The organism is Bradyrhizobium sp. USDA 3240 (assembly GCF_054063295.1).
The window spans coordinates 148,175-173,255 of sequence record NZ_JBSSGD010000002.1; the positions used below are offsets into that span (position 1 = coordinate 148,175).

25 protein-coding genes, 2 tRNA genes and 7 pseudogenes are annotated in these 25,081 nt (G+C 61.0%); 17 read left to right on the plus strand and 17 right to left on the minus strand.

All coding sequences use genetic code 11. The annotated features are described in order from the left end of the window. The first annotated feature begins 125 nt into the window (after positions 1-125). Both ACVIGA_RS01075 and pepT read left to right on the plus strand, forming a co-directional pair. Positions 126-449 (plus strand): HU family DNA-binding protein, encoded by a 324-nt coding sequence (locus tag ACVIGA_RS01075; RefSeq protein WP_224924859.1) that lies wholly within the window; start codon positions 126-128, stop codon positions 447-449. Between the two features lie 158 nt (positions 450-607). Then, a complete protein-coding gene (pepT, locus tag ACVIGA_RS01080) occupies positions 608-1,867 on the plus strand; it encodes a peptidase T (RefSeq protein ID WP_456664984.1) in 1,260 nt (419 codons plus the stop codon). Between the two features lie 121 nt (positions 1,868-1,988). Here the strand turns inward: pepT and ACVIGA_RS01085 are convergent, their stop codons facing one another. The 9 genes and pseudogenes from ACVIGA_RS01085 to ACVIGA_RS01125 all read right to left on the minus strand — a co-directional run bounded on the left by ACVIGA_RS01085 (position 1,989) and on the right by ACVIGA_RS01125 (position 9,645). Then, entirely contained in the window at positions 1,989-2,840 is an 852-nt protein-coding gene (locus ACVIGA_RS01085; RefSeq protein ID WP_456664985.1) for a class I SAM-dependent methyltransferase, read from the minus strand. Between the two features lie 34 nt (positions 2,841-2,874). Next, positions 2,875-3,180, minus strand: a complete 306-nt coding sequence (locus ACVIGA_RS01090) for a YciI family protein (RefSeq protein ID WP_456664986.1) — start codon at positions 3,178-3,180, stop codon at positions 2,875-2,877. Between the two features lie 22 nt (positions 3,181-3,202). After that, positions 3,203-3,496, minus strand: coding sequence for a hypothetical protein (locus ACVIGA_RS01095; protein ID WP_375774981.1), 294 nt, complete (start codon positions 3,494-3,496; stop codon positions 3,203-3,205). 459 nt (positions 3,497-3,955) lie between these two features. Next, positions 3,956-4,321, minus strand: a pseudogene (locus ACVIGA_RS01100) (integrase core domain-containing protein); the annotation flags it as partial. A gap of 27 nt (positions 4,322-4,348) precedes the next feature. Next, a complete protein-coding gene (locus ACVIGA_RS01105) occupies positions 4,349-5,227 on the minus strand; it encodes a hypothetical protein (protein ID WP_456664987.1) in 879 nt (292 codons plus the stop codon). Positions 5,228-5,341: 114 nt separating this feature from the next. Continuing rightward, positions 5,342-7,489: a S8 family peptidase gene (locus ACVIGA_RS01110; protein ID WP_456670712.1), complete on the minus strand. Its 2,148-nt coding sequence runs from the start codon at positions 7,487-7,489 to the stop codon at positions 5,342-5,344. A 271-nt stretch (positions 7,490-7,760) separates the two neighbouring features. Beyond that, a complete protein-coding gene (locus ACVIGA_RS01115; protein ID WP_456664988.1) occupies positions 7,761-8,861 on the minus strand; it encodes an AAA family ATPase in 1,101 nt (366 codons plus the stop codon). A 495-nt stretch (positions 8,862-9,356) separates the two neighbouring features. Further along, positions 9,357-9,520, minus strand: a pseudogene (locus ACVIGA_RS01120) (IS3 family transposase); the annotation flags it as partial. A 48-nt stretch (positions 9,521-9,568) separates the two neighbouring features. Continuing rightward, positions 9,569-9,645, minus strand: a tRNA-Val gene (locus ACVIGA_RS01125). A gap of 302 nt (positions 9,646-9,947) precedes the next feature. Between ACVIGA_RS01125 and ACVIGA_RS01130 the strand changes: the two genes are divergently transcribed. The 8 genes from ACVIGA_RS01130 (at position 9,948) to ACVIGA_RS01165 (ending at position 13,815) form a co-directional block, all read left to right on the plus strand. After that, positions 9,948-10,388 carry a hypothetical protein gene (locus ACVIGA_RS01130; RefSeq protein ID WP_456664989.1) on the plus strand — a complete coding sequence of 147 codons (441 nt, stop codon included), beginning with the start codon at positions 9,948-9,950 and terminating at the stop codon, positions 10,386-10,388. Further along, positions 10,357-10,518, plus strand: a complete 162-nt coding sequence (locus ACVIGA_RS01135) for a hypothetical protein (protein ID WP_456664990.1) — start codon at positions 10,357-10,359, stop codon at positions 10,516-10,518. Before ACVIGA_RS01130 ends, ACVIGA_RS01135 begins: the two co-directional genes overlap by 32 nt. 495 nt (positions 10,519-11,013) lie before the next feature. Further along, on the plus strand, positions 11,014-11,256 hold the full coding sequence (locus ACVIGA_RS01140; RefSeq protein WP_456664991.1) for a hypothetical protein: 243 nt from the start codon (positions 11,014-11,016) through the stop codon (positions 11,254-11,256). Positions 11,257-11,360: 104 nt separating this feature from the next. Further along, positions 11,361-11,537 (plus strand): hypothetical protein, encoded by a 177-nt coding sequence (locus ACVIGA_RS01145; RefSeq protein WP_456664992.1) that lies wholly within the window; start codon positions 11,361-11,363, stop codon positions 11,535-11,537. Then, positions 11,534-12,193 carry a hypothetical protein gene (locus tag ACVIGA_RS01150; protein ID WP_456664993.1) on the plus strand — a complete coding sequence of 220 codons (660 nt, stop codon included), beginning with the start codon at positions 11,534-11,536 and terminating at the stop codon, positions 12,191-12,193. Before ACVIGA_RS01145 ends, ACVIGA_RS01150 begins: the two co-directional genes overlap by 4 nt. 5 nt (positions 12,194-12,198) lie before the next feature. Beyond that, on the plus strand, positions 12,199-12,675 hold the full coding sequence (locus ACVIGA_RS01155) for a hypothetical protein (protein ID WP_456664994.1): 477 nt from the start codon (positions 12,199-12,201) through the stop codon (positions 12,673-12,675). Positions 12,676-12,907: 232 nt separating this feature from the next. Next, positions 12,908-13,279 (plus strand): hypothetical protein, encoded by a 372-nt coding sequence (locus ACVIGA_RS01160; RefSeq protein WP_456664995.1) that lies wholly within the window; start codon positions 12,908-12,910, stop codon positions 13,277-13,279. Positions 13,280-13,290: 11 nt separating this feature from the next. After that, positions 13,291-13,815 (plus strand): HD domain-containing protein, encoded by a 525-nt coding sequence (locus tag ACVIGA_RS01165; protein ID WP_456670713.1) that lies wholly within the window; start codon positions 13,291-13,293, stop codon positions 13,813-13,815. Positions 13,816-13,862: 47 nt separating this feature from the next. On the opposite strand, the gene ACVIGA_RS01170 is transcribed toward ACVIGA_RS01165, so the two are convergent. From ACVIGA_RS01170 to ACVIGA_RS01195, 6 genes and pseudogenes are all read right to left on the minus strand, one after another. Further along, positions 13,863-13,939: transfer RNA gene (locus tag ACVIGA_RS01170), tRNA-His, on the minus strand. Between the two features lie 253 nt (positions 13,940-14,192). Next, positions 14,193-14,366, minus strand: a pseudogene (locus tag ACVIGA_RS01175) (IS256 family transposase); the annotation flags it as partial. Continuing rightward, a pseudogene (locus tag ACVIGA_RS01180) lies at positions 14,339-14,508 on the minus strand (IS5-like element ISNeu3 family transposase); the annotation flags it as partial. The pseudogenes ACVIGA_RS01180 and ACVIGA_RS01175, both read right to left, overlap by 28 nt. Before the next feature lie 210 nt (positions 14,509-14,718). Continuing rightward, complete coding sequence (locus ACVIGA_RS01185) at positions 14,719-15,387, minus strand: toll/interleukin-1 receptor domain-containing protein (RefSeq protein ID WP_456664996.1); 669 nt, start codon at positions 15,385-15,387, stop codon at positions 14,719-14,721. 6 nt (positions 15,388-15,393) lie between these two features. Continuing rightward, positions 15,394-15,591: a hypothetical protein gene (locus ACVIGA_RS01190; protein WP_456664997.1), complete on the minus strand. Its 198-nt coding sequence runs from the start codon at positions 15,589-15,591 to the stop codon at positions 15,394-15,396. 347 nt (positions 15,592-15,938) lie between these two features. After that, positions 15,939-16,196 carry a hypothetical protein gene (locus ACVIGA_RS01195; protein WP_456671011.1) on the minus strand — a complete coding sequence of 86 codons (258 nt, stop codon included), beginning with the start codon at positions 16,194-16,196 and terminating at the stop codon, positions 15,939-15,941. Positions 16,197-16,318: 122 nt separating this feature from the next. On the opposite strand from ACVIGA_RS01195, the gene ACVIGA_RS01200 reads away from it, so the two are divergent. The 6 genes and pseudogenes from ACVIGA_RS01200 (at position 16,319) to ACVIGA_RS01225 (ending at position 22,256) form a co-directional block, all read left to right on the plus strand. Further along, positions 16,319-16,846 carry a Csu type fimbrial protein gene (locus ACVIGA_RS01200; protein ID WP_456664998.1) on the plus strand — a complete coding sequence of 176 codons (528 nt, stop codon included), beginning with the start codon at positions 16,319-16,321 and terminating at the stop codon, positions 16,844-16,846. A gap of 11 nt (positions 16,847-16,857) precedes the next feature. Further along, positions 16,858-17,586, plus strand: coding sequence for a fimbrial biogenesis chaperone (locus ACVIGA_RS01205; protein ID WP_456664999.1), 729 nt, complete (start codon positions 16,858-16,860; stop codon positions 17,584-17,586). After that, positions 17,555-19,972, plus strand: a complete 2,418-nt coding sequence (locus ACVIGA_RS01210) for a fimbria/pilus outer membrane usher protein (RefSeq protein ID WP_456665000.1) — start codon at positions 17,555-17,557, stop codon at positions 19,970-19,972. Before ACVIGA_RS01205 ends, ACVIGA_RS01210 begins: the two co-directional genes overlap by 32 nt. Continuing rightward, a complete protein-coding gene (locus ACVIGA_RS01215) occupies positions 19,969-20,925 on the plus strand; it encodes a Csu type fimbrial protein (protein WP_456665001.1) in 957 nt (318 codons plus the stop codon). The genes ACVIGA_RS01210 and ACVIGA_RS01215 overlap by 4 nt, the downstream gene beginning before the upstream one ends. A gap of 201 nt (positions 20,926-21,126) precedes the next feature. After that, a pseudogene (locus ACVIGA_RS01220) lies at positions 21,127-21,408 on the plus strand (SOS response-associated peptidase); the annotation flags it as partial. 98 nt (positions 21,409-21,506) lie between these two features. Continuing rightward, positions 21,507-22,256, plus strand: coding sequence for a fatty acid desaturase CarF family protein (locus tag ACVIGA_RS01225; RefSeq protein WP_456665002.1), 750 nt, complete (start codon positions 21,507-21,509; stop codon positions 22,254-22,256). Positions 22,257-22,261: 5 nt separating this feature from the next. On the opposite strand, the gene ACVIGA_RS01230 is transcribed toward ACVIGA_RS01225, so the two are convergent. Both ACVIGA_RS01230 and ACVIGA_RS01235 read right to left on the minus strand, forming a co-directional pair. Further along, positions 22,262-22,753, minus strand: a complete 492-nt coding sequence (locus tag ACVIGA_RS01230; RefSeq protein ID WP_456665003.1) for a DUF4442 domain-containing protein — start codon at positions 22,751-22,753, stop codon at positions 22,262-22,264. A gap of 586 nt (positions 22,754-23,339) precedes the next feature. After that, positions 23,340-23,567, minus strand: a pseudogene (locus ACVIGA_RS01235) (IS256 family transposase); the annotation flags it as partial. A gap of 267 nt (positions 23,568-23,834) precedes the next feature. On the opposite strand from ACVIGA_RS01235, the pseudogene ACVIGA_RS01240 reads away from it, so the two are divergent. After that, a pseudogene (locus ACVIGA_RS01240) lies at positions 23,835-25,053 on the plus strand (IS110 family RNA-guided transposase). Positions 25,054-25,081 lie beyond the last annotated feature (28 nt).

The window sequence follows — 25,081 nt, forward strand, 5'->3', positions numbered from 1 at the left end:
CGTCTGGGCTTCCTGTGGCCGGGCCCGGCGCTGCCCGTTCCCAGAACCGGCGGTTTCAGGACTCTTCCGGACGCATTTTCCCGACGCGAACGGCGCGCCATTCGCGTGAAAGCAGCAATCCAGCCATTCAGCAACGAGGAGGGCCACACATGGCGAAGAAAGCAGCGACCCCGGCGACGATCACGCTGAAGCACCTGGCCGCGGCCATCGCCGAAGAGCAGGAGCTGTCCAAGAAGCAGGCCGAGGCGATCCTGACCGACATGGTCACCCGGATCACCAAGCACCTCAAGAAGGGCGAGCGGATCCGCATCGTCGGCCTCGGCATCCTCCAGGTTCGCAAGCGCGCCGCCCGCATGGGCCGCAACCCGGCAACCGGCGAGCAGATCCACATCAAGGCGAGCAAGAAGGTCGCCTTCCGCGCCGCCAAGGAGCTGAAGGAAGCCGTTTAGGGTCCTTAACTTGCTTGATACCAAGCGCCATTCCGGCTCGCGACGCGGCCCCGGAGTGGCGCTTTTCTGTTGTAGAGTTGTCTCTCGATGCGCTTTGCTTGCGCGAACCAACTTCGCCTGAGCGTCTTGTTCCTGTCCTCCATTCCTGCGCGGTCTTCATGCTGGCACCGGCTCTCGACTTCAAGCACACCGTCACCGAGCGCTTCCTGCGCTATGTCGTGATCGACACCCAGTCCGATCCGGATTCACCCACCACGCCCTCCACCGAGAAGCAGAAGAATCTCGGCCGCCTGCTGGTCGCCGAGTTGCAGGCGATGGGCATATCGGATGCGCATCTTGATCCCCACGGATACGTCTATGCGACGATCCCGGCCAACACCGACAAGACGGTGCCGGTGATCTGCTTCTGCTCGCACATGGACACTTCACCCGACTGCACCGGCAAGAACGTCAAGCCGCAGGTCGTGAAGAATTATCGCGGCGGCGACATCGCGCTCCCGGCCGATGCCTCGCAGGTGATCCGCGCCTCCGAGCACGAAGCGCTGGCCGACCAGATCGGCAACGACATCATCACGACCGACGGCACCACCCTGCTCGGCGCCGACAACAAGGCCGGCCTTGCCGAGATCATGGACGCCGCGCATTTCCTGGTCACCAACCCGCAGGTAAAGCACGGCACCATCAAGATCCTGTTCACGCCGGACGAGGAGATCGGCCGCGGCGTCGACAAGGTCGACATCAAGAAGCTCGGCGCCGATTTCGGCTACACCATGGACGGCGAGACCGCGGGTCACATCGAGGACGAGACCTTCTCCGCCGACGGCGCCAGCATCATCATCGAAGGCGTAGCGACCCATCCGGGCTTCGCCAAGGGCAAGATGGAGCACGCGATCAAGATCGCGGCCGCCATCGTCGATCGCCTGCCCAAGGACACCTGTTCGCCCGAGACCACCGAAGGCAAGGAAGGCTTTCTGCATCCGGTCGCGATCTCGGGGGCGCTGGAGAACGCGCGGATCGACTTCATCGTGCGCGATTTCACCGAGGCCGGCCTGAAGCAGAAGGAAGCGCTGCTCGAAAAGATCGTGCAGGACGTCATGAAGGGATATCCGCGCTCGACCTACCGCATGGAGGTCAAGCAGCAATACCGCAACATGAAGGAGGTGATCGATCGCCACCCGCAGATCGTCGCCTATGCGATCGAGGCGATCGAGCGCGCCGGGCTATCGCCGGTGAAAACCTCGATCCGCGGCGGCACGGACGGCTCGCGGCTTTCGTTCATGGGACTGCCCTGCCCGAACATCTTCGCCGGCGAGCACGCATTTCATTCGCGGCTCGAATGGGTGAGCCGCCAGGACATGGAGAAGGCCGTGCAGACCATCGTGCATCTGGCGATGATCTGGGAAGAGAAGGCCGCCTAGCGACCCGCGCCGCTTCGCCGTCATTGCGAGCGAAGCGAAGCAATCTATGCTACGCGTGTGAGGACAGATGGATTGCCTCGTCGCTACGCTCCTCGCAACGACGAAATCACCAACTTATTCTCTAGGCCCGCGCCGTCACGATCCAGATCGCGCCGGGCAGCAGCACGGAATCGCCCTTCGCAAACGGCGTCAACGCCTCGCGGATCGACGTGACGGCGGCGGCCCGTAGGTCATCCGGTTGTCCTTCCAGTGCGCGGCTGGCGGGCCCGATCTCGAGCGCGCTCTGGACGGCGGCGTCAATTCCGCGCCCGATCGCGACGTCGAACTCAAGCCGGCAGGGCTCCATCGCGATGCCGGCAAACCCTGCTTCGCCGAGGATTCGGTTCACGCGCGCCTCGGACGCGAATGAAAACGGACCGGGGTCATCGGGACCAAGCTGCGGCAGCTTCGGCACGTGCTTGTAGACCGCCTGCAACGGCGCCATGAAGAAGGGATTTTCGCGCGGCTCCTGCCAGCAGGCGAAGGCGAGCCGGCCCGACGGCTTCAGCGCCTTGTGCAGATTGGCGAACGACGCCGCCGGATCGGCAAAGAACATCACGCCGAAGCGCGACGCCAGGAGATCGAAGCTTGCGGGATCGAACGGAAAGACCGTGGCGTCGGCGAGTGCATAGGTGACCGGCGCATCCTTCGGCGTGCTTTGCCGTGCCCGCTCCAACATCGGCCCGGAGACGTCGACGCCGAACACATGGCCTGACAGCCCCACCCTGTTCGCAAACCCATTCGTCGAAGCGCCGCTTCCGCAGCCGACATCGACGATGCGCTCGCCGGCCTTCGGCGCGGCGCGATCGATCAGGAGGTCGAGCACCGGCTGCAGCACGATATCCTGTGCGGCCTGCCTGGATGCCCAGCGCTGACCGCCCGGCCCGTTCCAATATGCAATCTGATCGGCGTTTTGCGGATGGCCAGCGTTCATGCGATCCAACCTTGTTGAGGAGCTTCCAGAGATTCTAGCAAGTCTCGCGCGTCGCAGCGCGCAGCATCGGCATGATCTGATAGGTGAACCCGGCATTGGCCCTGACGACGGGATCGTTGGCGACGATCTCCTGCGGATCGGCATCGTCAGGTAGTTGCAGCACGCCCAGTCCCCAGACGCCGGCGGGATCGGCGACCGGCCCGAAGATCAGCGCCTTGCCGGCTTGCAGCAATTCGCCGCAATAGGCGACATGCGCCTGCATGATGGTGGCTTCCTGCGGCGTCATGTCCTGCGGAAAGGTCGGGCGCGGTCCGGTCAATTTGCAGACGTAGTGCTTCATCGACCTGGTCCGCCCTCTCGAATTATTTGGCGGCGGCGCTCGTCGGCTTGGCCGGCTTCGGCGCAGGCGTCTTGGCGGCAGTCCCCTTCGGGCCAGCCTGTCCGTCATTGCTGCGCGCAATGCCCCACGGATCGGTCGGTTTCTGGTCCGGCACGCCACTGAGCGCGCGCTGGTAGGCGCGCTGCTGCCGCGCCTCGTTGGCCACATCCGACGGCGACTTCTCGATCTCTTCGCGATAGCGCTGAACGTGGTCCTGCTGCGCCAATGCCGGTCCGGCAATCATGGTGAGAAGAAAAATCGCGGCGAGTTTGCGCATGCATCGAGTTCCCGGTTAGGCGGAGAGATTAGCATCGCAGCCGTGCCGGCATCAAATGTGCGCGGCAAGAATGATGATGAAGGCAGTCATACTTTTGTCCGCCTCGGCTCGTAGCTCGCGGGGAACAGCAGCGATTCCTGATGAAGCAGTCCGCCTTCGCTCTTCGAGCTTCGGCGCGACAGCCTTCGCCCTGCGGCACCGCGCAGCGGGTGAATCCATCCGCAAAGGCTTGCCGAGCCGTAGCCCGCAGGGCGAAGGCTGGTAGGCGGCGAGAGATTCGAACTCCCGACCCTCTCGGTGTAAACGAGCAACCACGACTTAGAAAGCCAAGAATATCAACAATATTAAGGTTTCCGCGCCAAGAACGCTAACCGAACTATTGCCGAACAAACCATGTTTTACGATTGACGTCCTGCTGACGGCAAATGCCTCCGGCGGAATGGCAAGCCTTTGTCGTCATCAGTAAGTCAGCTTATCTCGCTGATCTGCTCCCCGATATGCGCTCGTTTGTAAGTAGACTCTGTTCAGGGTTTGGCCCCAATCGGAGCGGGTTGCGAACTCGGTCGGTGTGAGCCCTTTGAGGCTCGTGTGCGGTCGGTGTTGTAGTCGATCCTCCATTCCTCGATAATCTGGCGCGCCTCGTTGGATTTCCAAATAGGTGCTCGTTCAGGCATTCGTCGCGCAGCCTGCCGTTGAAGCTTTCGACAAAGCCATTCTGCATCGGCTAGCCAGGCGCGATGTAGTGCCACTCTTATCCTGCCAAGCCAGGATCGTGTTCGGAATGAACTCGGTGCCGTTGTTGCTCACGATCATGCGGGGCAGCCCCGTACCGCACCTCCCTGTCGCGGTAGGTTAGTCTTCAAACGGCGAGATTTTCAGGATAAGGTAGTTGAAGGGAATCGCCGCGCCCGTGTCTTTCTGAACAATGCGCTGCGATCCGACGTTCCACGCCAGTCTCGACCAATCCCAGTCGTTCTCGTCGGTCTGGATGATCGCGAATGAGCCGTGCCGCAACGCGACCGAGGTCGGGCTGTCCGAGAAGTCGAAGCCGAGATTGAAAGAATGGATTTGTCTGTTCTTGCTACGCTTGAGGACCGCGCTGACCACCGACGAAGCGAGCCCGACGAACGGCTTCAATGCCGGTTGAACTGTCGTCAAAAGGTTCAACCCGTCACGGAAAGAGCCGCCGCTCAAGGCGGCGAGGAAATCTTCGTCGCCCTTGCTACCGACATTGATGGTCCGCCCTTCGAAGGCGATGCCGTTATTCCCTACGGTCACGCCAAGGAAGATGGGAGCGCCATTGATTGAAGCGGTTCCGCCATCGTTTGCCTTCGTCGTTAGCGCGAATTGCATCTCCTCCTGTTCGCCATCGGCCTGGTTCTTGCCGGTGAACTCGCAGAGGATTTCGTGTTGGCCCCTTCCGGGATAGCAATGCACGTAGAGCCGCTCGATAGTAATTTTGACCCGCGAGTTCTTGAGCGCGGGATCCGGCGGTAGCACGACCGCGTTCGTGATGGCGGCGGTGCCGTCCGAAGGTGCCGACGGAATGTAACCGATCAGAAGACCGGTGTATCCATAGACTTGGTCCTGCCACGGCATGCTTAGGCCTTGCCCGGTGCCGCCCTTGGCATGGAGCTTGTCCGCGGCATCGTCGTCGCCGATCTCGCGGAGATACTTGATGACTGCTTTGGGATTTTGAGCTCCAAGGCTGTCGTTCGCGGACCATGCCATATCAGGTTCTCACTCTTGCCCGCGGGCGGGCCGGGATCGGGATGCGCTTCACTCGGGCGCGCGAAACGACGTCGGCGTTGAGGTCCTGCCTGATCGGCTGGGCCATCTCGAGGGTCACCGCGAGCGAATACGGGACCTGCTCCTTTGAGAAGGCGGCGAGATCGGCGCGTGCCTGCACGCCGACGAAGATGTATCCCTTCCCGGCGTTCTTGATGAGCTTCTTGCCCGGCAGGACGAGAGGTGCTGGAGTGTGCCCTTGCGGGTGACGTCGGCAACCGGCCCAGTGGGGATCCGCGATTTGTTGTCGTCCTTGAGACCATCGAGTCCTTCCCAGAATCCACGCTTGCCGTCCTCGTCGACGATTTCGACGAGGACGCCGCGATACCGGTTTGTGACGGGATCGATGGGGCTGCTGTAGGCGAGGGTCAAGGTCACGCGGCGGATTTCCCGGTTGGCGATCATCGCGCGCGGGATCGGGAGTCGATATTCGTGCAGGGTATCGTGTCCGATCATGTCGTCGGCGAGAAGTGTTATGCGGTGTCCCTGCTCGTCTTCGATGCGATCGTGATCGACCCGTCCGTAGCCGAGGCTTCGGGACACGGCCTCGCGCTTGCGGCGCCAATGGCCGGGATAGAGGTTGTGGAGGATCTCGCCAGTTTGTCCCCATGCGCATCCATGGGCGAGCAGCGCCTTTAGGATGACTGCGCGAGTCGGGCTTGCGACCCAGCTTTCGTTGTTTTCGCTGAAGAGGTCTTCGGCGATATCTGCCATCCGAATTGCGGCTCGCGTGGTAAGCGCTGCGGCGTTGCTTGTCCCGGTCGCACGCCCTCGCCTGTCGTTCGCCAGGCCGGAGGGATCGGGGATGGCGGTCAGTTGGCCGACGGAATGGTGTTCGTGGGCGAACGCGAAAAGTCCCTCGTCGTCTTTGTTGACGCGCACGAGCTGACGCCCGCCGAGTTCGATCAGGTCCGGCTTGATCGCACGATTGATCCCGAGGCCAAGCGATGACGTCAGGTTCGTGACGCCCGACACGGGGTCGTAAGGCTCGGTCATTCCGGGCGGACACGCGCCTGCGCTGTCGCCGTGGACTGCGCCGACTGTAAGACCGTTCATCGTTTCGGCGGGACTTAGAATGGCCCGTTTTCCCTTGGCCCTTTCGACGGAGCTCAGGATCGCTACCTGGCGTTCGTCGGGATCCGCATTGATGAACTCGTCGATTTCGTCATAGGCATCAACGGCGAAGGGTTCGTTGGAATTGCCAGCGCTCACGACGAACAGCAGGCGATACTCGTGGCTGAGATAGTCGAGAAGCTTGGCCCAGTATGTCGGCCTTTGCGCATATGGCGCTTCGCTGTCACAGACGGAATGATTGATGATGACGATGCCCTCGCCTTGCGCAGGTTTGCCGTCGATCCCTTCCATCAGCGCGGTCACGGCCCGGTAGACCATCGCCATCGGTAACTTGTCGGGCGGGGTGCATTCGGTGTTGAGGTTCTGCGGCGCGGCGAGCACGGGCACAACCGTGAGCGGGCGATCAATTGCATCCTGTGGCTGGCCGAGATCGCCATGCACGATCAGGGAGGCCATGGAGGTGCCATGCTTTCGGCGAAAGACTGGAACGGTGTTCGCGGCGATGTCCACTTCCTGAATGTCGAGGCGGCCAGACAGCAGAACATGACTTTCCACGGGATAGCCGTCGAGAAGCGCTGCGACCGCGGGGCGTGCCGGGTTCGCCTCGCCTGCCACGTCGCCCGCCTGCGGGTCTTCTTCGTCCATGCGTTCGCCGTCGGGCCTGTACAGCGACTGAGGCCGTACCTTCATGACGCAATCGGCATTGGCGATCGGGCCTTCGATCTGCCTGAGCATCAGTGCCTGCGCGGCCGAAATCTCGACGAGGGCCGCCTGATAGTGGATCGGCTCGATGGTTGCGAAGTCCAGGAGCGTACCGTCGATGGTCTTCATCAGGGCCTCGACATAGGTCCTGGCCTGCGCGCGCAGATCGGGATCCGAGCGGTACCAGAGGTCGATCTCGACCCTGACAGGCGCACCGGGGCGATCGCGCAGCATGCGTTCGACGTAGCGGTTCATGAACGGATCGACCCTGTCCTTGGCGGACCAGGGGCGGACATCGCTGAGATACTTGAATAGGGCCCACCATTCGCCATCGGCGCCGGGTGGCTTGTCCTCACCGTTGCTGAAGCGCTTCCAGATCGAGACGACCTTCTGCAGGCCCTTGAGGGTCGGCATCGTGACGTAGAGCATGCTCTGCGCGTCGTCGGCCCGCTCGTCGCCCTGCCCCGCGTTTTCGCCCGCGGCGTCCCCGTCACCCTCGTCGTCGCCGTCGGAGAGATCGTAATCCTCGCCGAGCCAGTCGATTCCCGCGCCGCGCGCGGCCTCGATCAGCTTGGCGACGGTGGAGACGGGACCGATGACCTCGAAGACCAACGCCCTGTCTGGCGCAACTTCCGCAGGCGAATCCTTCAGATCGGCGCCGCCGAGGATGCGGCCGATGCCGTTCTCGATGCTGTCGAACTTATGATTGTGTCTCTTCGCCTGGTCGGCCGAGGAGATCGCCTTGGGGAAGTGTGGCCTCCTGCCCCTTTTTCTTTCTTCGCGCGCGGGCTCGCGAAGGATTCGTACGATCGGACGTTGAGCCATCGGCGGCGAATCCCCCTACCTTCCGGCGCCGCTGCCAACGTTCTACCGCCCCTCGGAAAGCGTCATTCGGCGCCAATTGGCCCCGTGATAAAACGACTTTCCGCCTGGCGTCCACTGTTATCGCTTCGATTTCAGAGAAGGTTTCGCCGGAAAATAGTCGAACGAATTCGTCGCCCGACATGCCGATATGCCCGAACGAACTCTCGGTCCGCTCATACCAGTCGCGCAGTTCGGCCTCGCCGGGGGGAGGTAATTCGATCCGCAGTTCGAAGCGGCGCCAGACGGCTCGGTCGAGCATTTCCGGGTGGTTGGTGGCGCAGACGACGACGCAGTGGCTCGGCATCGAATCCATGTTGAGGAGAAGTGAGGAGACGACGCGCTTGATCTCTCCGGTTTCCTGGGTGTCGGATCGTTCCTTGCCGACGCTGTCGAACTCGTCGAAGAACAGGACGCACGGGGTGCGAGAGACGTATTCGACGATGTCCTGCAGGCGCGAAGCGGTCTCACCGAGGTAGCTGCCGACGAGCCCTTCGTATCTAACGGTCAGGAAGGGAAGTGCGAGTTCGCTGGCGAGCGCCGCCGCGAGGCTTGTCTTGCCGGTGCCGGGCGGCCCGATCAGCAGAACTTTGTGTCTCGGCTCGAGCGAATGCGAGCGCAGCAGTGCCGTCTCCCGAATCTCGCCGACCAAATCCTGCAGGTCGCCCACGATCCGGCGCGGGAGAACCAGATCGGATATCTGTCTCGTCGGGTCGGTTTCCCGAAGCAGGCCGCGGAGGGCTTCAGGAAGCATTGGCGAACCTCCGCCCGCGAACCGAGAGGGCCGCGGCGCCGGTGCTGACGTCGCGCTCTGATTAGTCTCCTTGGAATTCTGGCGGTGGGCTTCGCGGATCAGCGCCGACATGGTATCGCCGATGGACCTGGGGTTATTTTGCCCGGAGGCCGTGTGAAGCCGAAATGCCGAATGCCCCTTGCTCATGTCACTATCCCCTCGTAGGCGTGCCCCAATCGCCCAGAAGGCCGCAGCGATACCCGGCGAGAACGCCCTCCTGACAAATGGTGACCGATCATGGCTCGCGGCGCAAGCTTGGCAGTTTGGAGCCGGACATCATGACGAGGGACCAACGTCCGGCCGTTTGTAGCTCCTGCGTGCCGCAGAACCTTCACGATAGCCTCAATCGAGCCCATTTTCGCATCCTTTGCACCCCTGCCGTTGTGCCGGTCACCCGACTTCAGTTGGCCGAATGGCAAGATATTCCACAGGCCATTTTGGCGGCCGCGCCTAAATGATCGGTTGAGACGCCGAGACTTTCTTACGTTCGCAACAACGGCGGAACGCGCGCCCTAGTTCTGCTGGAGCCGACGATCTCATGGAGCCGATTTGAATCAGCTTGTCCGGCGGACAATGCGGCAGTGTTCTTATTTTGTTCAAGCGAAAATGCTCCGGCTCGGACGCAAACCAGCGTGAAGGGATCCGAGTCAAGTCGTCGACCAGCGTATCAGGACGCGGAAGCGCCGGCCGCTGACCAGCGTGTCCATCACGAAGTCGAGCGACCAGAGGAGGTTCTGATCCTGCGGGATCGACATCGGGCCCGGGCACCCAACCCGTTTGCGGCCACCGCGCTTGCGCACGGTAAGACAACGCCGAAACTGTACCTATCCAAGCGAATTCCCCTGAGCGATCGTTGGTAGGCGGTGACGGATTCGAACCGCCGACATCCTGCGTGTAAAGCAGGCGCTCTAACCAGCTGAGCTAACCGCCCTCAGACCATTTCGGCGACCGCGAGCGCCCATCCGAAAAAATATCTCGGTGATAAAGAGTCTCAGATTACCAATCTAACCATATGTTCTTAAAACACTTTTGTCGCGCCAACACTCTTCTATTGAAACGTAAAAACTACGTCCAAAAAGAGCATCGATTTTTGGTTAAAAACATCAACATTATGAGTGGCTTACCACAGTGCGAATGAAAGTGCCGAACCTCTCGGAAATCTCCGTGTAAACGAGCTAACAAGCCCGATAACATTGCAAAATCGAATGTTTTGCGCCTGCGGAGGTTAGAACGATGACCGAACGCAGGGCGAACGAACGGCGTTTCATTATTGAACCGCTATTGACGGCCGGTTCCAGCGGGCGCGTCGTCGACGTGGCCAGAACTCTACCACGAATCGTCGCGGCTTTCGACCGCCGCTTCCCAGTATTCCGCTCCCCTGAAGACTGCGCAGGCCTCTGCTGCTGGGCGTCCGAGCTCTTCGCCTCTGCCGTGCCTGGCGCTCGCATGATCCACCTCCTCGGCTCCCGGCGGAACTTCCTGAACCGGGTCGACGACTTTCCGACTCGAGACCCATTTTTCTACCACGTCGTCGCGGTCGTCCGCGGCCAGGCCTTTGGCTGGACCCGCCGGCAGCTTGAGCCGCGCGCGCGCCATCCCTTCGTCCAGCCGGTCGCCGAGCTCTGGCGGGATTGGATCCGGCTTGGCCGGTCGCCGGAAGAGTTGGGACTATGAGCCGGCCGGCGCAATCCTTCGGTCGCGCGAGACCGAAGTCCTCGCCCGGCTCGCCGCCGACGGTGGCATGACGGCGATGGAGATCGGCCACGACTTCGGCCATTACCCGAACGGCAAGCCGGCCACCTAGGCCGAGCTCGGCCGCCTCCTCGTCCATCCCCTGCTGCGTGTCGGCTCCGTCACCAAGGCCGGCCGCAAGCCTCTTCGCTTCGAAATCACGGAACGCGGTCGCATCGCGATCGCGCTGTTCCGAGCCGTCGCCAACAGGAAGGGATCAATATGACGCGAACGCTCGAGGGAAAGCTGATCGGTGCCGAGGACGGCAGCAGACGGCGTAGAAGCACTTCTTCGACCAGGCTCAGCCGTTCTTTCCGCTCGGCTTCTCGATCGGCCAGCGCAGCCAGGGCCACTGGGACGTCTACGCGCAGAGATGCCCAGGACGGGCGTCGGCATGGAAAGCCGCTCATCCCACCGGATCGACGTCCGAGAGCGACCGCGAGAACGAGCGCGCGTTTCGCATCCGGGGCGGCCCGGGCAATGTCCTGGTCTACGACGAGCGCTGGGATCCGCACCGCCCGTTTCCCCGAGGCGAACTGAGATTCCGCAGCATCATCGCTGCAATGGTTTGGATCTGCGAAGAGCTCATGCAGGAGCCGAGCGCACGAACGCCCCTTTCCTTTGGCTGGTCGTCGTCCTGCTCGCCATCCCAGCATATTTCCTCGCCAAAACATGGTTTCAACCGGCCGGCATCTCCGCGACCGTCGGCGCGACCCTCCTTGTCGTCGTGAACCTTCGATTTGGCATCCCGGCGGCGCTCACCGTCGGCGGCTACGTCATCACCACGATCGCCGAAATGAACGGAGGCTAGCCTCGCCGAACTCAACCATTCTGGCCGCGGCGATCATCCTCGCCCACTCATGGTACCCGCCCCAATGCTGCAACGGCGATGAGCATGGCGGAGATTGCCGGCCGGTGCCGTGTGAGCAACTGACCGCCGACCCGGGCAATCCCGACCAGGTCGTCTACGGCGACCACGCTGCGGCCAAGGCCGAGATCCGCCAAAGTCCGGATGGCCAGTGCCACGTCTGCGCGCGGCCGTCGTCGTGGAAAATGTTCTGTGCCTGGATGCCGAAAGAGGTGACGTCATGACTGATGTAGCAACCGTTACCCATCGGCCTGTGTCCGATGAACGCGCGTTCGAGCTCGCTCGCCGCCTCAAGGATCATCTGACGGCCGAAGAGGCCGCCATTGCGATCATGGAATACGCGACCGACGCCATCGAGCAGGAGCGCGCTGATCGCACCTGGATCTCACCGATCAACACCGTAGCCGATCTGGTGAACAATCTGCTGACGCTTGACCAGGCGCTGGCGGTCTATAGCGCTTACTTCATCGATCGCTGCCGCGCCCGTGGGCTGTCCCTATCGCTCGAGCACGTTGCCAACGGTCGGATCAAACGCGACGCCTCCATTCCGCCCAGCCTCGTTATTTGGTCGTCGATCGACCAGCGTCTGCAGGCCGGGCTAGCGGCCACGGTAGAGCCTCACACAGTGCTGCGGGTTGCCCAAGCCTCGGCTCTGGCTCGGCGCCTGTGCCAAATGTTTGATAGCGCCGGCGAAAGTCAGAGAACCGCTCGCGCTCGCCACGCCTCCGCAATTTACCAGTTGCTCGACGACGACGAGGCCGAGCAGCGCAAATGCGATGCTGACCCCGTCGCATATCTTCAGGCGTGCGAGGAATCCGCCTCCATCCCGAGGCGCCCGCTCGCGGCACGACACACGCTGTCCAGCTGCGCCAGGCGCTGATCGAAATGCACGGTGCTTTCGTGAAAGCCTGGGGCTTCGAACCGGGGCCAGAAAATACCATCTACCGACCGATACTGGACCGCGTCGACGCGGCGCTCGCTGCAGCGCCGCCGCGGACACCAGGCGCCCGGTGGCGCGAAGATGGAGAACCCGATCCGCACGGCGACCGGTACGATTGCGATCGTGGGCAGCTTGCCGGCGGCGACCTGACTGATGACGAAGTGGCCAACGCCGTGTTCCTCGATGCCAGCACCAAAAACCTGGCCATCGCGAAGGACCGCATCCGCTGGCTGTCCCGCCGGCTCGAGACCGCCGACGCCGGCCTCGCCAAGGTCAAGCAGATTATCGAAGACGTCGACAACCGCGCGTTGGCCGCCGACGGTCCGGTGACACCGACGCTTCAGGAGATGACAGACGAGGAAATGCGCAAGATCTTCGCGCTCGCCTCGCGCAAGCCGGAGGATTGGCGGCCATGCCTCTGATGCCTTTTCTGGACATTGCCCCTCAAGCGATCGCCGAGGAGTTCCGAACGCCCTCGCCATACCGGCCGCTGATCCTTGATCTTGACCCGCAGGAGCGCTGGCCGTGCATGGTCCGATACGATCGACGCGGCACGGTCTATGTGCCGCGCGATCTATTCCGGTTCGAGCCGGATCAACCCGGGAACGACGCCATGAGCACTTCGGTCTGGTGTGTCAAACACAGGGATGGTTGGTGCGCGGCACAGCCGAACGCCGAATTCCCGGATTCGGCGACCTCGATCGAGACGAAATGCGGATACTGGGTCGTTCTGCCATGGGGCTGCGAGAAGCGCATTCCGACGTGCGCGGAATGCCGATGAAGTTTATTCCCGTCAGCACAATCGCCGACCTCGAGACACTCGAAGACGAGCAAATCCTCGAGGGCGATCGTTCGGCCGAGCGCGGAGATCCCGAGCCGGGACCAAACCGCGGCCGATCGTTCTGGCACGGATGGCGGAATCGTATGATGGACTTGGGAGAGTTGCCTGGCGACGAAGCGTCCAGGTCTTTGGCCGGCGAGTATTTGGCTGCTCAGCGGCTGCGACGGGCGATGGAGGAGAAATGAACTTGATCGATATGGCCCGCGAATTCGCGCGGGAGAAACACGCACAGCAGAAACGGAGCCACACCGGCGAACCCTACTTCGTGCATCTCGAGGAAGTCGCCGGCATCGTCGCGCGCGCCGGCCTGTCGGAGACTGCGATCGCCGCGGCCTGGCTGCACGACACCGTCGAGGACACCGACGCCACCCTGCCCGAGATCTGTGCGAAGTTCGGTTCGGGTGTTGCTGTGATGGTGCTCGACCTCACCGACACGCCGCCCGGGCCCGGCATGAACCGGGCGAGCCAAGGGGAAATCGACCGTCGCCGCCTCGCCGCTGCTGGCCCGGAAACCCAGGGCATTAAGTGCGCCGACCTCATCAGCAACACCTCGACCATCGCAAAGCACGATCCTGGCTTCGCGCGACAGTATCTGCCGGAGAAGCGCGCCACCCTCGATATCCTGACGAAGGCGCCGGCGCCGCTTCTCGAACTGGCGCGGGCTTCGCTGCGCGCGGCCGAAGCTGAATTGGCGGGAGCTCTAGGAATCGAACCCACGTAACCGGTGTTGGAAGCCGGTGCCTTACCACTAGACGACACTCCCGTATTTGGTCCCTGGGGCCAGATTCGAACTGGCGATCACCGGTCCACAGTCGATCGCTTTGGGCCTCTAAGCTACCGCAGGGAAAATGGAAACAGCAGTCGAGCCGATCGCTTCCACATACGAGCGCTACAAGACTGCGCGCCTCTCCGGCATGTTCTCGGCACCAGCAAGCCGCTCGATCGGCGTCTCGACTACCAGAGGTTATCGTCTCGAAGAGCGATTGAGGAATGAACTTCCGGCAGATCAGTACGAAGCATTGATTTCACCAGCGGCTCGGAGACATCGCCGCCGCCGCAATGGGAGCTATCTCCAATTTTTGGTGACGACCGGGCCGGTCAGGCGGCGGCGGTTGCGGGCTGACGGTCGGTCGGCTTGGCGATGACCTCGATCCCGTCATTGAATGTCACACCGAGAACGAGTTTTGGCAACTGGTTGTGTCCGTCGAGCCGTCTCCAGCTTTTCTGTGCGCCCTCAAGCAATTTGTGAACATGAAGCGCAGCGGCCGACCGAGGCTGTCGCAGAGCATATGGATCTTGGTCGTCAATCCACCTCCGGAACGCCCCAACTCCTGAGTTTTGGCCCCCCTTTTGCGCTCGCGGCCTGCTGGTGGACACGAACCAGAGTGGTGTCGAGCATCAGGTATTTGTTGTCGCGAATCCTTGATCGTTCGGCAGAGGGTGTCAGAAGGAATGTGTAAGCAGGTTTCTGTGAGTTTACCCTACCGAGGAGCCTCACATGACGACGATAACACCTGAACTGCTTGATCAACTGCTTGCTAATTAGATTAAGGAAGGCCTCTTCCGGATCATCCGGCAAATCCTCGTATGGATCGAGGTCCAAAAAATCGTTCATGTGCATCTATTAACGCACGGTCGGGGGAGGGTTTGCATATTGGGCTAATACCTGTGAAAGCCCTTCGCGCACATCTGGTGGCAATAGCTGTCCGTGCGATTGCATGAGTGGCGGCAGGTAGTCACGGGCGCATAGGCTGGCGTGGCACACTTGCCCGTTCTGGGCTGAGACCGTTAGTAAGTGAGTAACCTGCTGGTCGCTCGCGCCGTGGAGATAGGGGCGAACGGCTTCGAAATGATATTCGGCTTGCCTGAAGCTGCGCGCATCAGCCACAAGCCTGATTCCAGCGTCAATCGCAAAACGAATGTCCCGAGAAGCTACGCCGCGCAGAAGCTGATGGTACGTGGCCTGGCCGCCCTGAAGGAGCGATGACTGGACGTGACTGATAAAGCCTTGGGGGATTGAGCCGTCCAAGGAGAGCGGGATCAACGTCATACGCCTAAAGGCTGCGATCCCGGACTCCTGTTTGCACCAAATCGACGAGTCGTACCGCTGGCTCAAGATCGGCACGAAAAGATCGGCCAAGCCGAGCTGGCGGAGGATCTCGTCGCGCCACTCGACGGAGACTTCGATATGCTCGTGGGCCATAAAGGACTGAACGCCGAGAGTGCCGAGAAGTTGAGCGACGCCCGCGGCGATTTCGCGGTCGGCAGTCTGGTAACTCATAAACGCTAACATTCCAGCTCAGTCCTCATTCCAGTTTGCGACGGTCAAGATCGTCGGCAGCTCGCCAAAGGTCCGCCAGAACGTCGGCGGGATCTCGATGCGCAGCTCGTGCTGCTCGTCGGTCCCGATGTAGAAGCTGCTCTCGTCTCCGGAGATGAAAAGCCGTATCGGGCAACCGGCATGCTTCGTCCAGCCTTTGAGGTTGGCGACGCTCATCGGCCCGAACCCGCTCCGGATGGCATTCGCTTCCTCGAAGATATCGGCCGCTGCCGACAAGGATGCGGGCCGCTTTTTGCTTGCTCCTCGGTAGTCATGGCGCGGCCCCGCTCTTGCACCTCGTCGCCGACGTCGATGAGGCTGAGCCGCTTTGCGCAACCGGCCGCCCGGGAGGCAAGCCTTGACGTTTTCGGGCTGAACATGTGATAGCCCGGGAACGCAGTGAATTCCCGAACGTCCGTGAAGGACTTTCTAAAGACCATCTCTGCTTATCATCGCTGTTGTTGATCCGGCTCGCTTTGCTCCCCCTATTCCTTTTTTTCGGAGCCAGTCACTAACTTCCTGGCTTAAGCTCCTGCTGCGGCCCCGCCGGGCTCCACGTTGCCGCTGAGAGCGGGCGTGCTCCATGCCATTAACTCGTAAGGCCGATGCGCCTTGCCCTTGCCGATGCATTCGACCTCCGGCGCGTGCAGGGAATTGAACTCGGCATCAAACTCGGGACCTGCGACAAGTTTCGCGGATACCGATACCGCGGCGGCGTGTTGCGCGGAAAGCTCACGGTGACGCTCAATCACATCAAAATTCGCATCTAATTCAGTCGCCATGGCGCATTTACCCCAGGCCACATTAGATCGGCACCAACCAATCCTGGTAGGTGCTTCCAGTCCTTCTCAGCGATACTAGACCATAGTGTCTGTACCGGCAGGGGGCACGCGAGCGCTCGCCCATGAATCAATGTTTCCGTCACCGCGCCTGGCCGCCATCAACGGTCTGGACGAGCAGGCTCCTGATAGCAGCGGCGATCTTCGTGCCTGAACTTGCCCACGCCGCCACTGCGACGGGGCAGTTCAATGTCACGATCACGATCCAGTCGAACTGCATCGTCCAGTCGGCGACCGATCTGGCGTTTGGATCGCAGGGCGTTCTCAGCGCGAACGTCGATGCCCAGAGCACGATCTCCGTTCAGTGCACGAATACAACGCCCTATACCGTCGGCATCAGCGCGGGGAACGGTGCCGGCGCGACAGTCGCAGCACGCCTGATGACCGGAACAGCAGCGGCAACGGTCACCTATTCAGTTTACCGTGATGCCGCGCGCAGTCTGGTCTGGGGCACCACTATTGGAACGGACACGTTGGCTGGGACCGGAACCGGCGCTCCTCAACCGATCACCGTTTATGGTCGTGTTCCGCCTCAGTCGACACCGGCGGCCGGTGGATACAGCGACACGCTGACGGTGACCGTCACTTACTAACGGAAACGCCTATGCCTGGACTGCTTGCCCGCGTGAGCCGCATCGCCGTCGCTTGCCTTTGTGCTGCGCGCGTAGAGGCGGCCTCGCTCCGCGTGGCGCCGACCACTCTCGACTTGCTGGCGCCCGACAGCGCCGCGACGCTGAACCTGCGCAACGAGGACAGCCGGTCAATCAATGTGCAAATCCGAGTGTTCCGCTGGACGCAAAGCGGGGGGGCGGATCGGCTTGAACCGACCTCCGACGTCGTAGCCAGCCCGCCAAGTCAGACGCTTGGACCCAACGCCGATTACGTTGTCCGCATCGTTCGTGTCAGCAAGCAACCTGTCGAGGGCGAGGAGAGCTACCGTGTTGTGGTCGACGAGCTTCCCGATCCGGCGCGGCGACGGCATGGCGTGGTCAATCTCGCACTGCGCTATTCCGTGCCGGTCTTCTTTCGTGCTCCTGATCTGCGTCAGGCGCAGATATCTTGGACCGTTGGGCGAAGCGGCAACGGGCTCGCGGTAACGGCGAGGAATGCCGGTCAGCAACGGCTTAAGATCGCAGACCTCAAGCTGATCGATGGCACGGGGCAAAACATCATACTCGGCAAAGGGCTTGTCGGCTATGTGCTTGGCAACGCCACGATACAATGGTCATTTGCCGCGCACGGCGCCAACCTGTCGGGTCGCTCCGTGACCCTCTCCGCCCAGAGCGATACCGGACAGGTCAATGCGACGGCTGCGGTTCAACCCGGCCGTTGAGATGGCCATCCTGTTGGTTGGTCTCGCTGCGCCGGCAACGAGCGCGCAGGCTGAAGGACTGATGGATATTCCGAAACCGACCGATAGGGTAGCCGTGACAGCGGAGCGCAGCCTGCAGCTCAACGTCGTGATCAACGAGAGCCCTGTCAACCTCATCGGATCGTTTCAGCTACGGCCCGACGGTTCGCTGGCGGCGACACCACAAGAACTTCGGGAAATCGGGCTGATTCCTACCGACGAAGCAATCGGTTCAGACAGTCTCGTGCGTCTGGATCGCTTGCCCGGCGTATCCTACCGAGTTGACGAAGCCAAGCAGACGGTCCGGATCACTGCGCCTGATGCGGCCCGGGCTCCGCACATCGTCAATGTGCGTCCGAAGGCCGATGGGCACATCGGGCCGCAGAGGAGTTACGGTGGAGTGCTGAACTATACGCTTTTTGCTAGTTCCGACGGCGCGTTCTGGCGTGACCTGAAGAGTTTTCAGGGATTGTCAGGAGCCTTCGATGGCCGGGTGTTCAGCCCATACGGGACGTTCAGCCAATCGGCCATCGCGAGCACGGTATCGCCGGAGTTTGGCGGTCTGACGCGCCTCGACTCCACGTGGACGTATTCGGATACGGAGAGCCTTATTACCTATCGTGGAGGCGATACGATCTCGGGCGGCTTGTCATGGACGCGATCAGTGCGGCTTGGCGGCGTGCAAATGCAAACCAATTTCGCGCTTCGTCCCGATCTCGTGACCCTGCCGATACCAGCCCTGTCCGGCAGTGCGGCGGTGCCCTCTACCCTCGACGTCTATACACAGAATGTGAAGACCTACACCGGCTCAGTGCCGGCGGGACCATTCCAAGTCACCAATCTCCCGATTGCCACCGGCGCAGGGACGGCAAGCGTGGTGCTGAACGATGCACTCGGCCGACAGATTGTTACGACGCTGCCATTCTACGTTTCCAGTCAACTGCTCAGGGTAGGCCTCTATGATTTCTCGGCCGAGCTCGGCTTCGCGCGCCGGTTCTACGGGATCGAATCGCACAACTATGACGCTCGCCCGGTCGGATCAGCGAGCGTGCGTTACGGCTTAACCAATTCGCTGACGCTCGAAGGCCATGCCGAAGGCGGGGCCGGCCTAGTTAACGGAGGTCTGGGTGCGGCATTCTCGCTGGGGGCTTTCGGCGCAGCCTCTTTTGCCGTAGCCGGCAGTCAGGTTGGCGACCGGGCTGGTGGTCTGTTCAATGCTTCCCTTGAGACGAGCTTCTGGGGGCTATCGCTCTATGCCCGCACGCAACGGACGTTTGGCAATTACGGCGACATCGCGTCGGTGACCGCGCCGATCCTCGATCCGAAATTCGGTAACTCTTCTTTCTTCAGCGCCCTGGTACCGAAGGCTCTAGACCAAGTCACCTTCAGCATGCGGCTGCCGTTCGATCGCTCGAATCTCGGTCTCAGTTATACGCAGCTCGAAAGTGCTTTGGGAGACCGCAACCGCATCGTTGGACTGTCATTCAGCCGCACCTTCTTTCGTGACAGCACGATCTTTGCCACCGCGTTCAAGGATATCGATGCCCCCAGGAGTTTCGGTATTTTCGCCGGAATTTCGGTGCCATTCAGAAATGACGTCACGGTATCGACCGGCGTGCAGAGCGGTCCGACCGGAACTTCGGTGGTGACCGACGCGATGAAGTCCGAGAGGCTTGAAACGGGAAGCTACGGGGCGCGCGTGCGCGACGCCGAGGGCTCCATTCCCGATCGCTCCGCGAGGGCGAGCTATCGCGCATCGTTCGGCCGCATCGAAGCCGGCGTGCAGCAATACGGCAACGCCACACGCGCTACCGCGCAGATCGATGGCTCCATCGCATTTGCTGGAGGTGGGGTCTTTTTCGGCAACCGCATCGATGATGCATTTGCGGTCGTGAACGCCGGCGCGCCCAACGTCGCGGTGCAATACGAGAACCGGCCGGTCGGCGTGACCGATAGCCGTGGGTTGCTCCTCGTTCCCTATCTGAACTCGTACCAGAAGAACAAGATTTCGATCGATCCGAAGAACTTGCCCGTTGATGCCGACGTGCCGAGCACCCATGAAGCGGTGGTGCCGGCCGACCGCAGCGGCGTGGTGGTCAATTTTGGGATATTGGAAACGCCGAGGGCGGCGCTCGTCACGTTCACCGACGGCAAAGGTAAGCCGCTCGCGGTGGGAGCGCAGGGCCATCTGGAGAGCGGCCAGCAGACGTTCGTCATCGGTTACGACGGGCAAGGTTATGTCCAGGGCTTGACCGATCAGAACATCGTCGCGATTGACCTTCCGGACAGCGGTTCGTGCCGCGCGGCGTTCGGCTACGCGCCGAAGCCCGGTGAACAGGTTGCGCTCAAGGATGTAGTTTGCCAATGAGACGGACCGCCCCATCGCGATGGCTGATTGCTGCATTTCTGGTGGTCGCTCCGTCAGCCGCCAAGGCACTCACTTGCAGTTACAACGTGTCGAACGTGAGTTTCGGCTCGGTCGATGTGCTTGCAGGCAGCGCTGTCGACACGACCGCGACGATCGGCATCAACTGCAGTGGCTTGTTGTTGGAGCGAGTTCGGCTCTGTCCCAACCTTGGAGCCGGCAGCGGCGGCGCGACGGCGTCGGCACGACAAATGGCAAGCGGCGCCCCCCAGCTCAACTTTCAGCTTTATCAGGACTCCGCCCGAACGACGGTGTGGGGTTCATATCTTTGGTCCTTCTCGGCCCGACCGCCGACCCTCACGTTGGACCTGAACGTCCTCGGCAACGGCTCGCTTACTCCAACTATCTATGCCCGCGTGCTCAGTGGGCAGTCGACCGCTGCCACCGGATCTTATCTGTCGTCGTTCTCTGGAACTGACGCACAACTGCGCTATGAGACCTGTCCTCTGGGTGTCTGTCCGGCCTGCAGCGCTTCCTTGGCGGGATCAACCAATGCAAGCTTCACGGCCAATGCAACGGTGCTGAACAACTGCCTGGTCTCGGCTCAGAACATCAACTTCGGCGCAACCGGTGTCTTGAGTACCAACGTCGATGCGACAGGTCAGCTCACCGTCACCTGTACGCCGACGACGAGTTATACTGTTGCCCTAAATGGGGGCACTACGGGTTCCCCACCTGCCAGCCGCAAGATGTCCAAGGGATCGGAGACTGTAACCTACGGCCTCTACAAAGACGCCGTGCGTACGCAGGTATGGGGTGACACAACGGGCAACAACGTGCCCGGAACGGGCACGGGCCTCGCTCAGAATCTCATCGTGTACGGCCGCGCGCCGCCGCAGGCCACGCCGTCACCAGGGGTGTACTCTGATACGGTTGTTGTAACTGTCACTTACTGAATCGGCAGAGGTACCGAATGTGCGAGCGTGATGCCTTCTTGAGCGCGACACCAGCATCTTCGCCTGTAGCAGGAAAAATTGGCTCTTCAGCGATACCGTTGATGGAGCCAGGGCCAGTGCCGTTGTCTATAGCCTAGCTAGAGGAGGTCCATGAGAGCGGCTTTCGCGGATGACCCAAGCCGGCAAGGATCTGTTCGCCTGATGTGCAACCTCTATTCGATCACGACCAACCAGGCGGCGATCGCCGACCTCTTTCGGCTCGTCAACCGCTATGTCGGCAACCTGCCCGCGATGCCGAGCGTATTCCCAGACTATCCGGCACCGGTCATCCGCGCCGGCGGCCGCGAGATGACGTTGATGCGCTGGGGCATGCCCTCACCGCCGCAATATGGCGGTCCGCCGGTGACCAACATCCGCAACGTGAAGTCGCCTCATTGGAAGCGCTGGTTGAAGCCGGAAAGCCGCTGCCTAGCTCGCTGTAATATTTCTCAGTCTGGAAGGTGCGCTCTGGACACAATACACGCTCCACGATAATATTGCCGTTGATACTGGTGGTATCAACGGTAAACGGGAGGGGCGTGATGTCGACGCTAGAACTTCCTAGATCTTCTAAGACCCTGGTTGCTGTTTCCGCATTCTCTATCGTGGCGGCAGGCGTTCAAGTTGCTCATCACGAAGGTGCGAGTTTGCTTCTGGTCGGGCTGGCTTTTTTCTTAAGCGGGTTCGTTGCAGACGCATTTACTGGCCTAGCCCATTTCGGGTTCGATTACGTCTTTCCCGACAGGATGCCGATACTGGGCCCCATAGCGCGGGAATTTCGCGAGCACCACGAATATCCGACACTAGACCCCTCAAATTATGCAGAGAATCTGACGAAGGGTTCCTATTGCAGCTTGCCGCTTTCAATCGTCGTGTTTTATTTGGCCGGTGCGCACTCATTAGGTGGCACATGGTTCGCCGTTATTGCCACCCTCTTCGGAATGAGCGTGTGGGCTTTCTTCTTTCACCAGATCCACTCGTATGCCCACATGGGCTCAATCCTTCCGCCGGAAGAATTGCATGGGTGCATCGCTCGCATCCGTCTGCTTTCATCCACGGAGCAGCAAGTTACCGAATTTTCAAAGCTATTCGAAACTGTACCGATTCCAGTTCCTATAAGGATCCTTCAGCGAAGTCGGATCATCTTGAATCCAGCAACGCACAATCTTCATCATGTTCTTTTTGAATCTGATTTTTCCAGCGTGAACGGCTGGTCTGATCCATTACTAAATCTCGTTTTGGGGCCAATTGCTCGCCGTAAGAAAGCAGCGTTTGCTGCAATTCAGAGGTAAGAAAACTACTTCTTGTTACTCACATGCCATGACACGGTGACCTGTCCAACATCCGTACCCGCAGCGTCGCGCAAATTCACGGCAACATTGAACACAACCTTACCATCTCGCTCGAGTGTTTCTCTCAGCTCCTTCGAGCCCAAACTTGTTTTTGCGAACGCGGCGAGGTCTGTCCGGGCAATTTTGGAGAACTCCACGGTTGCACTCGCAGCTACCGGTCGTATCGAAGTCGCCACCGGTGCAAAAGCGCCAGACATGGCGCCTCCTGACGCTGCCTCAGCTAGGCCAAAGATCGCCGTCGCGTGAACCGACCCGATATGGTTTGTGATCTCGGGTCTGAAAGGTAGTCGCGCCTCAGCGATACCGTCGCCAATCGAAACTATCTCAATGCCCACAAGGCTATTGAAAGGAATGATGTCTGACATACGGGATTTTATCACGCCATAGACCAGAGAGGGCTTCACCGCAAAAGCTATCGAAAGTGCGTATTTAAGCATAGAAAATCCTCACTCAGCAAGAATGTCGGAGAGTGAGTGCGCAATCAAACCACTTGCTCTCTCAACATGCATATTTGCGTCCAAGCTTCTCGCGCCGCAGCCGCCCACGCAAACCAGGTTCATGGACTATACAGGAGTTGGACTCCTGTTTTCCCATCAAACTTACGGTATAGCTCTGATGGTCACATTCTTTTGCAAAGTGTGTTTCGAACAGGATGGCATCGTCTCAGATACTGTCATCGAATGAAGGTGGCAATGACATCACGGTGACACGTTCGGGTAGTGGTGTTCGTGGGGTAGATGCTGGCTGCAACACCTTCACCGACTCCGAATCCGGGCGGGCTAACGGAAAGCGTCAGGGTTCCGCTGCTGCTTTTGCTTAATTGTCCTCCGGCACCCACTCCCAATCCAACGTTAACACTGGCGGTACCTGACAAATTCGCCAGATCATTCGCGGTATTTGGATTAGTGACGCCAAACAATATCCCTGCACCCACCCCCCTACAATAACTCCCCCTTGAGACAAAGTGCCAACGGGATTGGTCGGGTCTGAGTGAGCTATGCGGGATTTTGGGTGACGAGGCGATCAGGCGGCGTGGTTTGCCGGCATGCGGATGACCTCGATGCCGTCGTTGAATCTGACACCTGCAATCACCTTGGGCAACTGATTTGTGCCTTTGAGCCGCCGCCAGGTTTTTGATGCGGCGATGACCAGCTTGAACACCATCAGCCTGGCGGTCGTTGACGACAGCGATCCTTTCGTGCGCACGGTTCTGTGCCGCACGGTCGCGAACACGCTTTCGATGGGGTTGGTAACCGGTATGAGATTTCTCGGTGCCGATGTTCCGCTGCGATATTCAAGATCGTAGCGTATGGTGCGACCATCGGGACAGAGGCACCGGGAGCACGAAGGTGCGGGCAGGCCGATGCATACGATGAGCCGCGAGCTCGAGTTAGTAGCTGGCCGCCTCTGCGACTCGCCCGGTTGCGCTGAGAGCGCGACTCCGTAGTTGTCGTGTCGCCCGTAGCTCCCGTCATGTATTCTGATTGGCAGGAGGTGCGAATGCGACGGGTGATTGGCATCGACGTCCGCCGAACTTTCGGGGAGATGGTGGTTTGGGAGGACGGCAGGCTCCGACATGCGGGCCGCATTGATATGACGCGGACTGCGTTGGAGGGATTTGACAAGACCCTGCTGGCCAGTGATGAGGTGGTAGTCGAAGCGACCGCCAACAGCATGGGGGTGTCGCGGGTTCTGGCGCCGTTCGTGGCACGGGTGATTGTCGCCAATCCGCTGCAAGTGAAGGCGATCGCCCAGGCTCACGTCAAGACCGACAAGATCGATGCCGGCACGCTCGCCAGTCTGCAGGCGGCCGGGTACGTGCCGCAGATCTGGACGCCTGACGCGGAGACCGAACGCAAGCGTCGGCTGGTGGCGCGGCGCTATCAGGTCGTGCGGCATCGCACGCGGCTCAAGAACGAGGTGCATTCGATCCTGCACGCGCACCTGATCCCAAAGTGCCCGCATGCCGATCTTTTCAACGGCCGCGGCCGGGCGTGGTTGGCCGCTCAACCGTTGCCAGACGATGAGCGCGCGGCGATCGATCGGCACGTCCGCGAGCTTGACCGGCTGGCGGAAGATCTGGCCCTGCTCGACCGCGAGATCGCGCAGGACGCCATCGACGATTCCGCGGTCAACAGATTGATGACGATCACCGGCGTCAACTTGGCGGTCGCCGCCGGCATCGTGGCGGCGATTGGCGACATCAGCCGGTTCAACGGCCCGCAGAAGCTGGTGAGCTATTTCGGGCTGAACCCGCGGGTCCGGCAGTCCGGACTGGGCGCCGCCCATCACGGCCGCATCAGCAAGATCGGCCGCAGTCACGCGCGCGCCATGCTGGTCGAGGCGGCATGGGCAGCGGCCAAGGCGCCCGGTCCGCTGCATGCGTTTTTCGTGCTTCATCCGCGCCCGGCGCGGCCATCAGATCGCCGCGGTGGCCGAGGCCCGGAAGCTCACCGTGCTTTGCTGGCATTTGTTGACGAAGGGCGAGGATTACCTGTGGGCGCGACCGGCACTGGTCGCCATCAAGACCCGCGCGATGCAGCTTCAAGCCGGACATCCGCAACAGAAAGGCAGCCGGCGTGGGCCAGCGTATGCCTACAACATCAAGGCATTGCGCGACCGCGAGATGTTGATTGCCGCCCAGGCAGAGCAAAGCTACGAGCGCTTGGTGACGCAATGGAAACCACGGCGGCCAAAAACCGGCGCGCGGGCGCCTCAGCTCGGCAGGACAAAATAGGGCAACCTGGTGGCGCTTGCAGCCGATG

Bases quoted from the DNA above. Each gene is read 5' to 3' on its own strand.
- pepT (WP_456664984.1), top strand. From the start codon at position 608: ATGCTGGCACCGGCTCTCGACTTCAAGCACACCGTCACCGAGCGCTTC.
- ACVIGA_RS01085 (WP_456664985.1), bottom strand. From the start codon at position 2,840: ATGAACGCTGGCCATCCGCAAAACGCCGATCAGATTGCATATTGGAAC.
- ACVIGA_RS01090 (WP_456664986.1), bottom strand. From the start codon at position 3,180: ATGAAGCACTACGTCTGCAAATTGACCGGACCGCGCCCGACCTTTCCG.
- ACVIGA_RS01095 (WP_375774981.1), bottom strand. From the start codon at position 3,496: ATGCGCAAACTCGCCGCGATTTTTCTTCTCACCATGATTGCCGGACCG.
- ACVIGA_RS01105 (WP_456664987.1), bottom strand. From the start codon at position 5,227: ATGGCATGGTCCGCGAACGACAGCCTTGGAGCTCAAAATCCCAAAGCA.
- ACVIGA_RS01110 (WP_456670712.1), bottom strand. From the start codon at position 7,489: ATGCTCTACGTCACGATGCCGACCCTCAAGGGCCTGCAGAAGGTCGTC.
- ACVIGA_RS01115 (WP_456664988.1), bottom strand. From the start codon at position 8,861: ATGAGCAAGGGGCATTCGGCATTTCGGCTTCACACGGCCTCCGGGCAA.
- ACVIGA_RS01130 (WP_456664989.1), top strand. From the start codon at position 9,948: ATGACCGAACGCAGGGCGAACGAACGGCGTTTCATTATTGAACCGCTA.
- ACVIGA_RS01150 (WP_456664993.1), top strand. From the start codon at position 11,534: ATGACTGATGTAGCAACCGTTACCCATCGGCCTGTGTCCGATGAACGC.
- ACVIGA_RS01155 (WP_456664994.1), top strand. From the start codon at position 12,199: ATGCACGGTGCTTTCGTGAAAGCCTGGGGCTTCGAACCGGGGCCAGAA.
- ACVIGA_RS01165 (WP_456670713.1), top strand. From the start codon at position 13,291: ATGGCCCGCGAATTCGCGCGGGAGAAACACGCACAGCAGAAACGGAGC.
- ACVIGA_RS01185 (WP_456664996.1), bottom strand. From the start codon at position 15,387: ATGTTAGCGTTTATGAGTTACCAGACTGCCGACCGCGAAATCGCCGCG.
- ACVIGA_RS01190 (WP_456664997.1), bottom strand. From the start codon at position 15,591: ATGAGCGTCGCCAACCTCAAAGGCTGGACGAAGCATGCCGGTTGCCCG.
- ACVIGA_RS01195 (WP_456671011.1), bottom strand. From the start codon at position 16,196: ATGGCGACTGAATTAGATGCGAATTTTGATGTGATTGAGCGTCACCGT.
- ACVIGA_RS01200 (WP_456664998.1), top strand. From the start codon at position 16,319: ATGAATCAATGTTTCCGTCACCGCGCCTGGCCGCCATCAACGGTCTGG.
- ACVIGA_RS01205 (WP_456664999.1), top strand. From the start codon at position 16,858: ATGCCTGGACTGCTTGCCCGCGTGAGCCGCATCGCCGTCGCTTGCCTT.
- ACVIGA_RS01210 (WP_456665000.1), top strand. From the start codon at position 17,555: ATGCGACGGCTGCGGTTCAACCCGGCCGTTGAGATGGCCATCCTGTTG.
- ACVIGA_RS01215 (WP_456665001.1), top strand. From the start codon at position 19,969: ATGAGACGGACCGCCCCATCGCGATGGCTGATTGCTGCATTTCTGGTG.
- ACVIGA_RS01225 (WP_456665002.1), top strand. From the start codon at position 21,507: ATGTCGACGCTAGAACTTCCTAGATCTTCTAAGACCCTGGTTGCTGTT.
- ACVIGA_RS01230 (WP_456665003.1), bottom strand. From the start codon at position 22,753: ATGCTTAAATACGCACTTTCGATAGCTTTTGCGGTGAAGCCCTCTCTG.